The following is an 11672-nucleotide window of genomic DNA, read 5'->3' as shown; positions in this document are numbered from 1 at the left end:
ACAAACTTGGCACACTATTGAGTTCTCAAACAACAAACACTCTCGACACCACAACCACCAATCCTTCGATGACTGCTTCGCTCCGGAGCAACTTTACAACCCTACCACCAAGTTGACCGTTGTCAACTCGACGTTTCAGTCTTGTTCACCCCGCCGTTTCCGTTTCACCCTCTCAGGCTGTCCGGATCAGCGGCGCGAGATAAAACTCTACACGGGTTCAGCCACGACGCAAAATCGGCCTACGGGTCGAATTTCAGCCACTAATCCTACCTTGACTAGGGATTATCATAATTAGATACAACAAAACCGCCGGAAAAGTGTCTTGGTTCACAAGCTTTTCCGGCGGTTTCGTGTAGTGCGGTAGTTACTGGGCCCTACTTGGCCAGTTCAGCCACTGCCATGTTCTTCTTGCCGCGGCGCACGATCGCGTAGCGGCCATGCAGGAAGTCCGCCTCGGCCAGTTCAGTTTCGATGCCGCCAACCTTGCCGTTATTGACGTAGGCGCCACCTTCAGTGACCGTACGGCGTGCTTCGGACAATGACTTGCTCAGGCCCGAGGCAACCAGGACATTCAAAATGCCCAGATCGTCCGCAGCAACCTTCGCCGAAGGCAGCTCCGCGATAACCGATTCCAAGGTAGGAAGATCAATCGCGCCCAGATCGCCATTGCCGAAGACCGCAGCCGAAGCGGCGATCACCTGCTCGGTAGCCTGCACACCGTGAACCAGGGAAGTGACTTCCCAGGCCAAGGTGCGCTGGGCGACGCGCTTGAACGGGCGCTCTGCAACTTCGGTTGCCAGTTCCGCGATCTGCTCGCGGGTCAGGAAGGTGAATACCTTCAAGCGGTCGATCACATCCGCGTCGGAGGTGTTCAGCCAGAACTGGTAGAAGGTGTACGGGCTGCACATTTCGGCATCCAGCCAGATGGCGTTGCCCTCGGACTTGCCGAACTTGGTGCCGTCGGAGTTGGTGATCAGCGGGGTGCCGTAGGCGTGCACCGAGTTGCCCTGGACCTTGCGGATCAGGTCGGTGCCGCTGGTCAGGTTGCCCCACTGGTCCGAGCCGCCGGTCTGCAGGGTGCAGCCGTACTGGCGGTTCAGCTCCAGGAAGTCGTAGCCCTGCAGCACCTGGTAGGAGAACTCGGTGTAGCTGATGCCCTCGTCGGAGTTCAGTCGCGCGGCGACGATCTCCTTCTTGATCATCGTGCCCACACGGAAGTACTTGCCCACATCGCGCAAGAAGTCCAAGGCCGACAGCTGCTGCGTCCAGTCCAGGTTGTTGACCAGCTGCACCGCGTTCTCGCCCTCATCGGAGAGGAAGCGGGAAACCTGCGCCTGGAGCTTGGCGACCCACTCGGTCACCGTCTCCCTGGTGTTCAAGGTGCGCTCCGCAGTTTGGCGCGGGTCGCCGATCAGGCCGGTGGAACCGCCAACCAGGGCCAGCGGCTTGTGGCCGGCCAGCTGCAGGCGGCGCATATTCAGCAACTGCACCAGGTTGCCCAGATGCAGGGACGGCGCAGTCGGATCGAACCCGCAATAGTAGGTCACAGACTCTTCGGACAGGGCTCGTTCCAGCTCGGTTTCGTCGGTGGACACGTGCACCAGGCCGCGCCACTTGAGTTCCTGCCAGACGTTCTCGAAAGATGCGTCGTTGCTCTGTCCCGCAATCACGGGATTCTGCTTCGTATCAGACATGCTCACTGTGACCATTTTCTGTCTTCGTTCTGCCCCGAGTGCCCGCGTTGCTGCTTGCGTGCACCTGTGATCGCACCGGGAGTTGGGGTTGCCTTCCCGGCGCATGGGTTTAAGGTTATCGCTTGGTGGCAGGCTCGTGCCACTTCCCCGGCCCGCCCCTTGGTCACATAGCCGACCCCGCGGTGCGCTGCTAGCTTTCCAGGCCTTCAGGCAGTTCGCGGGTGTGGACCACGCGCAGGCGCTGGGTGGTACGGGTCATCGCCACATACAAATCGCCCACGCCGCCGTCCACCTCGTCGACCAGCTCGGCCGGTTCCAGGATCAGCACGCCGTCGAATTCCAGGCCCTTGGACTCGCGCGCGGTGATCACCACGATGTCCTGGCTCAATCCGCCCGAACCGGCGCCAACGCGGTCGCCATGCACGTCCTGGACCGCCGCGCGGATGCGGGCCAGATCCTGCTGAGGCACGATGATCGCCTGCAGTCCCCCGGCCGAGTACTCCAGCTCCTCGCCCAGCGCGGCCAGGACCGCATCCTGGACTTCGGCCTCGGTGGTTTTGGTCAGCACCGGTGGCCAGTCGCCTTCGCGGACCGCCTGCGGGGTGGTGATCCGCAGGCCGGCGGCCTGGGCCACGCGCACCGCCGCGTCGGCGATCTGCGCCGGTGTGCGGTAGTTGACGGTCAGCTCTTCGAGCTCGAAGCGCTCACCGAAGAACGGCTCCAGGGCCTGGGACCAGCTGCTGGCGCCCGAGGCGGCCGAGGTCTGGGCGATGTCGCCCACGATGGTGAAGGACTTCATCGGGCAGCGGCGAACCAGCAGGCGCCACTGCATCGGCGAAAGCTCCTGCGCCTCGTCGACCACGATGTGCCCGTAGGCCCAGGTGCGATCGGCGACGGCGCGTTCGGCGGCCGTGAGCCGGGCCGCAGTTTCCTGGTTCACTCCGGCCACCTGCTCCGCGGTGACCACACCGTCGATGCCGGCGTTTTCCAGCATGGTGTGCATATTGCGCAGCGCGGCCTTGGCATTTTCCACGTCGGCCTCGTACTGGGCGGTGTGCGTGCCGGCCAGCGGGTCGGCGAACTCGCCGAGCAGCCCGGATGCCTCATCGAGCAGCGGCACATCGGCCTCGGTGAACGGCGAGCCGGCCCGGCGGTACAGGGCGTCGCGGTCCGTTTCCTTCAGGTGCGGGGCCGCGGCGGCCAAAAGGTGCGGGGTGGCGAACAACTCTGCCACCAGCTGCTGCGGGGTCATCGGCATCCAGCACAGGTTCAGCGCCACGCGCACATCGTGCGATTCGCGCACTTCCTGGGGCAGGTAGGAACGGTCGGTGGTCGAGGACTGCCCGGCCGATTCCTCCAGCTTGCGGCGCAGCTGTTCGGCCAGGTCCCCCACCAGCACCTTGACGAAGGTTTCGCGCGCCTCGTTGTAGGGCTTGTGGGTGTGGCGGGCGCGTTCGCGCGCGTTCTTGACCATTTTCGGGGTCAGGGTCAGGCGGGTTCCCTCCACCACCAGGGTGCGGGTTTCCGGAATCAGCCGCTGGCGGTTGCGCACCGCAGTGGCGATCACCCTGGCCATGGACAGCTGGCCCTTGAGCCGGGCGACGGTGCGGTTGGTTTCCGGCACGGCGTGGATGCCGTGGTAGAGCTCGCCCACCGAGGACATGACCACGCCGGTCTCGCCCAGCGAGGGCAGTACGCGCTCGATGTAGCGCATGAAGGAAGTGGACGGGCCGACGATCAGCACCCCGGCGTTCTTCAGCCGTTCGCGGTACTCGTAGAGCAGGAACGCCGCGCGGTGCAGGGCGACGGCGGTCTTGCCGGTGCCCGGACCGCCCTGGACCACGACGGCGCCGGGCAGCTGCGCGCGGATGATCGCATCCTGCTCGGCCTGGATGGTGCCGACGATATCGCCCATGCGGCCGGTGCGCTTCTCGCGCAAAGCGGCCATCAGCGCGCCCTCGCCGTGGTGGGTGTGCCCCTCATCCAGCCAGGTCTCGTCGAGCACGTCGTCCTCGATGCCGGCCACGGTCCGGCCCTTGAGCATCAGGTGGCGGCGGCGGCGCACCCCGCGCGGATTCAGCGCGGTCGCCTGGTAGAAGGGGGCCGCTTCGCTGGCGCGCCAGTCGATCATCAGCCGGTTCAGGTCCTCGTCGGACAGACCGATGCGGCCGATGTAGCGAGGAGTGCCGGAGGATGAGCCGTTGCCGGCTTCCTGCCCCTGGCCGTTGGCTGCCATATCCAGGCGGCCGAAGACCAGGCGGTCCTCGACGGCGTCGAGCTGGGCAATCCGGTCCTCGTAGAGGGTGGCGAAAGAGTCGCGTTCGGACATGTTCTGGAAGGTGCCCACCGCCCCCTGGGCCCGGGTGCGCTCAAGCTGCTCCACCTTTTCGGCGCGCAACTCGTCCAGCCGCGCGTACAGGCGGCCCACATAGTCGGATTCAGCTAACAGATCGGCCTCGATCGTATCGGTCAACCCAGTTTCCCCTCGCGCTCAAAATGTGCCCCTGCGCAAAGCACAGGGCCCTACGTAAAACGGTTCCCACGTAAAAACACAGGACAGATAATGATACGCGCCTTTGGCCCGGCGCAGGTAATCGCGCGCACCGGTGCCAAGCGCTGGCCGGGCCCGCTGCCGGGCTGTTCGCCAGCGGCGTGGAAGCGTGGCGGTTTGTTACCTGCGCGCCGCTTCCCGGCTGCCGCTTCGGCACCGCGCTGCCCGGCTCAGGAGTGGACGACCTGCAAGGAGAGCACCTTGTGCCCCGGCAGCTTGGCCCGTCCTTCGAGGCCATCGAGTTCCAGCACGACGCCGACGCCGGCGATCCTGGCACCGGTCTGCTCCAGCAGGCGGACCGCTGAACCCACGGTGCCGCCGGTGGCCAGCACGTCGTCGAGAATCAGCACGCGGGTGCCCGGGGCGATCTCGTCCTTGTGCACCTCCAGGCAACTGGTGCCGTATTCCAAGGTGTACTCGTCGCGGTAGACCTCGCGCGGCAGCTTGCCGGCCTTGCGGATGGTCAGCATGCCCTTCCCCGAGGCGTAGGCGGCGGCCGCCGCCAGCACGAAACCGCGGGCTTCGAGGCCCGCGACGATGTCGAACTGCCCCTCGAAGGGGGCGATCAGCTCGTCGACCATGCGGCGCAGGCCGGTCGGGTCGGCGAAGACCGGGGTGAGGTCCTTGAAGGAGATCCCTGGCTGCGGGTAGTCGGGCACGATCTCGCACAGTCGATCCAGCAGGTCGCTAATGCTCTCAGAAGTAGTCACGCCTAGTAATTTTAGTCCCTCCGCGCGCCGCACGCCGCACGATCGTGCATAATCATGAGCACATTTTGGGCGGTGTCCATGCGGTACGGCGGTTAACCATCCAGGCTAGCGGTTCATCAAGCGATCGCTGGGCCAGGGCAGCAGCTGCGGGTCCGCGGCCCCGTCGGCGGCCGCGGTAACCTGCACCGGCCCGGCCGCAGGGCGTCCGGCCATCCATGCGGCCAAGTCGAAATCGGCGCCCGAGAGCACCCACGATTTCGCCCCGTCCCCGAGCACCATCCGGGGTTTGCCATGCGGCTGCAGCACCAGACGGGTTCCTTCCGGAACGCGGGCTTCGAGCGCCCGGAACAGATGCGCGCTGAATGCCGGCGGCCAGCTGGCGGCCGGGCGCAGGAATTCGTCCAGGTCGGTGGCGTGGATCAGCATCTCTCGCCAGGTCGCGTACATCAGGTCCGCGGCCTTGGCCCCCGGGCGGTACCCCACCGGCTGCTCCCACGTGGCTTCGGCACCAGGCAGGGTGGCGCGCAACTGGGCCAACGCGTCGGCGGCCAAGGCGCGCAGGGACTCCGGGCGCATCAGCGCGGTCATGTTGATCGCCTCGATCCGGCCCTCGGCGCCCCCGTCGTACATCAGCGGCGGCCGCTGGGCTCCGGCGTTCTCGAACTGGCGCACGGCGGCCTTCGCGAAGGAGGCCAGATGCGCGATCAGCTGGGCGGTGCTCCAGCCCGGCAGCGAACTGGGCTTGCTGTACTGGGTGTCGGGAACCTCCCGCACCTGTACGGAAAGTTCATCCAATGCGGTGGTGACCTGCGCGATGAGTTCGGCAGGGGCCAGGAGTCGAGTCATGAATCACACTTTAGCGCGAACCGGGCGCAAATGCGCAAGGGCTCGAAGCCGTGGTTAACGCGCAAGCGGCCGCCGGGCAGGATTCTTCCCGCGCGGCGGCCGCTTGGCCCTGCCCGGTGCTACTTGGCCCAGGCCTTGATCTGGTCGAGCTGTCGCTCGAACTCGGCGAGCTGCGCTGCGACCGCGCTCGGGGCGGTGCCGCCCTGGCCGTTGCGGGCGTTCAGCGAACCCTCGGTGGAGAGCACCTCGCGCACCGCCGGGGTCAGGTGCTCGGAGATGCCGGCGTATTCCTCGTCGGTCAAGTCCCACAGTTCCACGCCGCGCGATTCGGCCAGCTGCACCGCAGCGCCGGAGAGCTCGTGGGCATCGCGGAACGGCACGCCCTGGCGGACCAGCCATTCGGCGATGTCGGTCGCCAAGGCGAAGCCCTGCGGGGCCAGATCCGCCATGCGCTCGGTATTGAAGGTCAAGGTGCCCATCATTCCGGCGACCGCCGGCAGCAGGATTTCCAGGGTGTCCGCGGCGTCGAATACCGGTTCCTTGTCTTCCTGCAGGTCGCGGTTGTAGGCCAGGGGCAGGGCCTTGAGGGTAGCCAGCAGGCCGGTCAGGTCGCCGATCAGGCGCCCTGCCTTGCCGCGGGCCAGCTCGGCGATATCGGGGTTCTTCTTCTGCGGCATGATCGAGGAGCCGGTGGAGAAGGAGTCGTGCAGCTTCACGAAGCTGAATTCCTTGGTGGCCCAGAGGATGACCTCCTCCGAGACGCGCGAGAGGTCCACGCCGATCATGGCCGCGATCCAGGAGAATTCGGCGAACACGTCGCGGGCGGCGGTGCCGTCGATCGAGTTGTGCACGGCCGAGTCGAAGCCCAGCTCGGCGGCGACGAAGTTCGGATCCAGGCCCAGGGTCTGGCCGGCCAGCGCACCGGAACCATAGGGCGACACGGCGGCACGCTTGTCCCAGTCGACCAGGCGCTGCACATCGCGCAGCAGCGGCCAGGAGTAGGCCAGCAGCAGGTGCGAGAGCAGGATCGGCTGGGCATGCTGCAGGTGGGTGCGCCCGGGCATCGGCGCATAGGGGTGCGCCTTGGCCTGCTCGACCATGGCGTCAAGGGTGTCGATCACGCCGCGGGCGATGATCCGCGCGTGGTCGCGCAGGAACATCCGGCCCAGGGTGGCGATCTGGTCATTGCGCGACCGGCCGGCGCGCAGCTTGCCGCCCAGGGCGGTGCCGGCGCGCTCCAGCAGGCCGCGTTCCAGCGAGCCGTGGACGTCTTCGTCGGTTGGCGCTGCGACATAGGCCTCGGAGATGACGTCGGCTTCGAGCTGGTCCAGGGCGGCGATCATGTCTGCCAGCTCGGCATCGGTGAGCAGGCCCGCGCGGTTCAGCACCTTGGCATGGGCACGGGATCCGGCAATATCGTAGCTGGCCAGGCGCCAGTCGAAGTGGGTGGACTTGCTCAGCGCTGCCATTGCATCCGCTGGGCCGCCGGAGAAGCGACCGCCCCAGAGCGATCCTTCATTTGTTGACGAGGCCATGGCCCGTTCCTTTCTGCCGGAGAAAATTGACGTTGCACCCTACTCTAGCAAAGCTTTATGCAATGTAACTCATATTTATGCAACGGTGTGCCGATTCATGCATCACATGCTTATCACTGCGGCCTGCTCTGCGGGGCCTGGCCAGGCTCCGGAACACGCAGGAAACCTTAAGTTTTGCCTCTTCCAGTACTCAGCGCCCGGGCGTATGGTGTGATCATAGAGCCGATACGGAACGTTCTTCGGAGGTACCCAATGGAAATCCAGCTGTACCGGGGTGATATCACCACCCTTCATGTTGATGCCATCGTCAATGCGGCCAATCCTTCGCTGCTCGGTGGAGGCGGCGTCGACGGCGCGATCCATGCAGCTGCTGGTCCCAGCCTGCTGGCCGCCTGCCGGGAAATTCGGGCCAACCGCTACCCCGACGGGATTCCTTCGGGCATTGCCGTCGTCACCAAGGCCGGCAACCTGCATGCCAAGTGGGTCGTCCACACCGCGGCCCCCAACTTGGCGCTGATCAAGCCGAACCCCAAGATCCTCGACGACTGCTTCGTGAACTCCCTGTATGTCGCGGCCCGCCACGAGGCCCACTCGGTCGCGTTCCCGGCGATTGGCGCAGGGGCGTTCGGGTGGGATCCTGAGCAGGTTGCCAGCATCGCCCATGCAGCGATCAGCCGGTGGATCGAGACCAATAAGCATATTTCGCCGATCCACAGGATCATCCTGGTTGCGCATACCGATGAGGTCCAGGCCGCCTTCGAGCGGGCCTTCTCGCTGGATGCAGTGGAGGATATTGCCGCCTGACCGGATCCGAATGGCATTAACGCACGAACTCTGCCGCGCACTCCCAGTCGAGGGCGCGGCAGTTTTGCGAGGTCGGGCAGCTAGGTGCGGGCGAAATAGGTGTTGCGCCGCGGCAGCTGCTGCGGATCCAGATGCTTGGGCAGGATGACATGGGGCAGGCCCTTGATCTTGACCAGTTTCAGGTAGCCGCTGTGGACCATGGTGTGGTGCAGTGCGCAGAGCGGGCAGCAGTCCTGGAGTCGGGTATGGCCGCCCTTGGCCCACGGTTTGAAGTGGTGGAATTCGATCAGCGCCGGGTCTGCCGCGCAGCCTGGGACCAGGCAGCCGCCGTCCCGATCGCGGGCGGCAAGTTTCATCCAGCGCGGGAAGAGCCGGGCGTCGCGGCCGATATCCATGACCACCCCGTCGGCGTTGTAGATCGGGCTGATCACCTTGGCTTCGCACAGCATGGTGCGCAACTGGGGCGCGGAAATTTGCACGCCGTGCGCGCTGATGCCGGTGAGCGATGCGAGATCCTGGAGATCCTCGAAGCGCGCGTGCACCACGATTTCGGGGGTGATGCGCTTGCCCTGGCTGTCGGGGCCGATATTGCGCAGGATTGCGTTCAGCGCATTGAGCCGGCGTTCGGGCACCGAACAAGTTGCCGGCAAGCCCGGCAGTGGTGTGCCCGGCGGGTTCGGCGGGTCGGGATCTGGCGCGGCATCATCCGCAGGAGCTGGCAGGCCAACGCCCGCCCAGTCCGGAGCAGGTTGGTCGCTGTTCCAGAGGTGCTCAGCGGGTTCTTCCCACCCGGCCTTGCCATCAGGCGCTTGCTCGCCGCCGTCGGATTCCGGGACGGGGTCGGGCTCCGGGCCGGGGTGTCCGCTGGAAGACGGCTCTGCGGTATCGCCGTGCTCATCGCCGGAAGGGCTGTCGCTGGCGGCGCCTGCGGCCTGGCGGGCGGCGGCGCCGGCCTTGGTGCGCTTGTTGTCGGCCTGCGTGATCAGCGATTCCCAGAGTTCCGCGTCGATCTCCCGGACACGGACGATGAATTCATGGACCCCGTTGACCACCTTGCTGCGGAAGAGGCCCAGCTTCGGGGTCGTAGCCTGGTCGTGCGCGTCCTTGTACTCCTTGATCAAGCCATTGATGCGCTTCTGCCGGATGCGGATCTGGTCTTCCCTCAGATGCGCGGCGGCATGCTCCTCCAGCAAGGTGCCGTCGGCGGCCTTGGCAGTGGCCGTGGTGGGCAGGCCGTCGAAGGTGGTGTCCTCGGGTTCGAACTTGTCCAGCGCGCGGGCGGTTTTCAGCACCTCGCGGGGATCCGGCGTGCTGTGCAGGCCCGGCAGGGCCCAGCCGGCCGGCGACAGCAAGGCCTCCGTGGACGGATCTGCGACTGGCGTGCCTGGCGCGGGGGTGCCGGCGAAGTGTTCTGCGAGCAGGGTGAAACGCGGGGCGCAGGCAGAGCCGGCGATATCCTTGCGGGCGTGGACCAGATGGGCGTCCTTGACGCGGCGGTCGGCCTCGAAATAATTCACATCCAGCATCTGGGACAGGACGGTGGCCGCATCGAGGTAGAGGGTGCGGCCGGGCGCGAATTGCGCAGGGGCGCTGAAATCGGTGGTGCCTGCGCGCAGGTGGTCGAATTCGGCGAGGTCCAGGGCGTGGGCGGCGCTGGTCTCCACCTGGCTTGCCGCCATGACGACGGTGCGGGCGGCTTGCCGGCTGAAGGCTTCGGCGAAGTGGGCGTGGGCCAGCGCGAGGCGCGGATCGGCGCAGCCCGAGGCCTGGGCGCAGAGGTTCTGGAACAGCAACAGGCACGCGGCTTCGGCGCGCAGCAAGCTGGCGGCGTCCAGCGGGGTGCCGCTGGCCAGCTGCTGCGCCACGGTCCCCAGGCTGGCGGCCAGTGCGGGTCCCGCGGTGCTCGTGGCGCTGGCGCTCTGAAGTGGTTCCATGCCCCGATCATCGGGCGCCATCTCGACCGGCATGGCAAAGCCGCCGCGGACTGTGGAGAAGTTCGCGGCGGCAAGCGCCCGATGGACTGGCGGCGCCGGTCAGCGCGGCTCGGCCAGCTGCAGGAAGCGGGCGGCCACTTCGGCGCCGCCGTCGGCCGCGCGGGTGGTGACCATGATGGTGTCATCCCCCGCGATGCAGCCCAGGATCGAGGGCATCTGCGAGTGGTCGATGGCCAGGGCCAGCAGGTTCGCCGCGCCCGGCGGGGTGCGCAGCACCACGATATTCCCGGAGGCCTCGGCGGTGACCAGCTGCTCGGCGCAGATCTTGGCCAGGCGCGCGTCGAGCACTTCCTGGGTGATCGCGGTCTTCGGGGAACGGTCCCCGCCTTCCTGGCGCACCGCGTAGATCAGCTGCCCGGAGTTGTCGCGGATGCGCACCGCTCCGATTTCCACCAGGTCACGCGAGAGCGTGGCCTGGGTGACTTCCAGCCCGTCGTCCTTGAGCAGGCCGAGCAGCTCGGCCTGGGACTTGACCGAGTTGTTGCCCAGGAACGCGCGGATGCGGGCCTGGCGGGCGGTTTTGGTGCTTGGCTGGGCGGACATCCTAGAGCTCCACTCGTGGATCTTCGGCCAGGCCGGAGGCGACCATCAGCCAGGCCATCACGGCCTTCTGCGCGTGCACGCGGTTCTCGGCCTCGTCGAACACGACCGACTGCGGGCCGTCGATGACCTCGGCGTCGATCTCGTAGCCGCGGTAGGCCGGCAGGCAATGCAGCACGATCGCGTCGTCCTTGGCCAGCTTCATGGCTTCGGCGGTTACCGAGTAGCCGGTGAACAGCTGCTGGCGTTCGGCCTTCTCGGCTTCCTGGCCCATGGACACCCAGGTGTCGGTGACGACCACGTCGGCGTCTTGCAGCGCGGCGGCGGCATCGGTGGTGATCGTGGCCGATCCCCCGGTCAGCGCGGCGCGCTGCTGCGCGGCCTCGATGATGCGGGCCTCGGGCAGGTAGCCCTCGGGGCCGGCGATGCGCACGTGCATGCCGGCGGTGACCCCGGCCAGCAGGTAGGAGTTGGCCATGTTGTTGGCCGCGTCGCCCAGGTAGGCCATGGTCAGCCCGGCGGTCTTGCCCTTGTGCTCGCGCACGGTGAGCAGGTCGGCGAGCAGCTGGCAGGGGTGGTAGTCGTCCGATAGCGCGTTGATCACCGGAACCGAAGAGTTCGCGGCCATTTCCTCCAGGCCGGACTGGGCGAAGGTGCGCCACACGATGGTGGAAACCATGCGCTCGAGCACCTTGGCGGAATCGGCGATGGACTCCTTGTGGCCCAGCTGCGAATCGGCGGAGTTGATGATCAGCGGCGAGCCGCCGAGTTCGGCGATGCCGGCGTGGAAGGACACGCGGGTGCGGGTGGAGGTCTTGTCGAAGAAGACCGCGACGCTCTGCGGGCCGGCGAACGGCTGGTAGCCGTACTTGTCGGCCTTCATCGCCGCGGCCAGGTCCAGCACCTTGGACTGCTCGTCGGGGGTGAAATCCAGGTCGGTCAGGAAGTGGCGGGTTGCGCTCATGGTGTTAGTCCTTTGCTGTCGCAGGGGGTGGTCG

At 66.6% G+C, this 11672-nt stretch carries 9 protein-coding genes; 1 reads left to right on the top strand and 8 read right to left on the bottom strand.

Going from position 1 to position 11672, the window contains the following annotated elements:
* Positions 1-374 precede the first annotated feature (374 nt).
* The 5 genes from tyrS to argH form a co-directional block, all read right to left on the bottom strand.
* Positions 375-1694: a tyrosine--tRNA ligase gene (tyrS, locus tag ACIOTN_RS15205; protein ID WP_105658122.1), complete on the bottom strand. Its 1320-nt coding sequence runs from the start codon at positions 1692-1694 to the stop codon at positions 375-377.
* Positions 1695-1884: 190 nt separating this feature from the next.
* Entirely contained in the window at positions 1885-4167 is a 2283-nt protein-coding gene (locus ACIOTN_RS15200) for an AAA family ATPase (RefSeq protein ID WP_105658123.1), read from the bottom strand.
* Between the two features lie 248 nt (positions 4168-4415).
* Positions 4416-4955, bottom strand: a complete 540-nt coding sequence (locus ACIOTN_RS15195; protein ID WP_105658124.1) for an adenine phosphoribosyltransferase — start codon at positions 4953-4955, stop codon at positions 4416-4418.
* A 105-nt stretch (positions 4956-5060) separates the two neighbouring features.
* On the bottom strand, positions 5061-5801 hold the full coding sequence (locus tag ACIOTN_RS15190; protein ID WP_105658125.1) for a maleylpyruvate isomerase family mycothiol-dependent enzyme: 741 nt from the start codon (positions 5799-5801) through the stop codon (positions 5061-5063).
* 119 nt (positions 5802-5920) lie between these two features.
* Positions 5921-7336: an argininosuccinate lyase gene (gene argH / locus ACIOTN_RS15185; protein ID WP_105658126.1), complete on the bottom strand. Its 1416-nt coding sequence runs from the start codon at positions 7334-7336 to the stop codon at positions 5921-5923.
* Positions 7337-7588: 252 nt separating this feature from the next.
* On the opposite strand from argH, the gene ACIOTN_RS15180 reads away from it, so the two are divergent.
* Positions 7589-8140, top strand: coding sequence for a macro domain-containing protein (locus ACIOTN_RS15180; protein ID WP_105658127.1), 552 nt, complete (start codon positions 7589-7591; stop codon positions 8138-8140).
* A gap of 80 nt (positions 8141-8220) precedes the next feature.
* On the opposite strand, the gene ACIOTN_RS15175 is transcribed toward ACIOTN_RS15180, so the two are convergent.
* From ACIOTN_RS15175 to argF, 3 genes are all read right to left on the bottom strand, one after another.
* A complete protein-coding gene (locus ACIOTN_RS15175) occupies positions 8221-10074 on the bottom strand; it encodes an HNH endonuclease signature motif containing protein (protein ID WP_402735611.1) in 1854 nt (617 codons plus the stop codon).
* Positions 10075-10173: 99 nt separating this feature from the next.
* Positions 10174-10677, bottom strand: a complete 504-nt coding sequence (locus tag ACIOTN_RS15170; protein ID WP_105658129.1) for an arginine repressor — start codon at positions 10675-10677, stop codon at positions 10174-10176.
* Between the two features lies 1 nt (position 10678).
* Positions 10679-11638 (bottom strand): ornithine carbamoyltransferase, encoded by a 960-nt coding sequence (argF, locus tag ACIOTN_RS15165; RefSeq protein WP_402735610.1) that lies wholly within the window; start codon positions 11636-11638, stop codon positions 10679-10681.
* Between the last annotated feature and the right edge of the window lie 34 nt (positions 11639-11672).

The organism is Glutamicibacter sp. NPDC087661 (assembly GCF_044743275.1).
Lineage (GTDB): Bacteria > Actinomycetota > Actinomycetes > Actinomycetales > Micrococcaceae > Glutamicibacter.
This window is presented reverse-complemented; position numbering and strand designations above follow the sequence as displayed.

What these genes read in the sequence shown, in the direction of transcription:
- tyrS (WP_105658122.1), bottom strand. Translation starts at nt 1,694, where the DNA reads ATGTCTGATACGAAGCAGAATCCCGTGATTGCGGGACAGAGCAACGAC.
- ACIOTN_RS15190 (WP_105658125.1), bottom strand. Translation starts at nt 5,801, where the DNA reads ATGACTCGACTCCTGGCCCCTGCCGAACTCATCGCGCAGGTCACCACC.
- argH (WP_105658126.1), bottom strand. Translation starts at nt 7,336, where the DNA reads ATGGCCTCGTCAACAAATGAAGGATCGCTCTGGGGCGGTCGCTTCTCC.
- ACIOTN_RS15180 (WP_105658127.1), top strand. Translation starts at nt 7,589, where the DNA reads ATGGAAATCCAGCTGTACCGGGGTGATATCACCACCCTTCATGTTGAT.
- ACIOTN_RS15175 (WP_402735611.1), bottom strand. Translation starts at nt 10,074, where the DNA reads ATGGAACCACTTCAGAGCGCCAGCGCCACGAGCACCGCGGGACCCGCA.
- ACIOTN_RS15170 (WP_105658129.1), bottom strand. Translation starts at nt 10,677, where the DNA reads ATGTCCGCCCAGCCAAGCACCAAAACCGCCCGCCAGGCCCGCATCCGC.
- argF (WP_402735610.1), bottom strand. Translation starts at nt 11,638, where the DNA reads ATGAGCGCAACCCGCCACTTCCTGACCGACCTGGATTTCACCCCCGAC.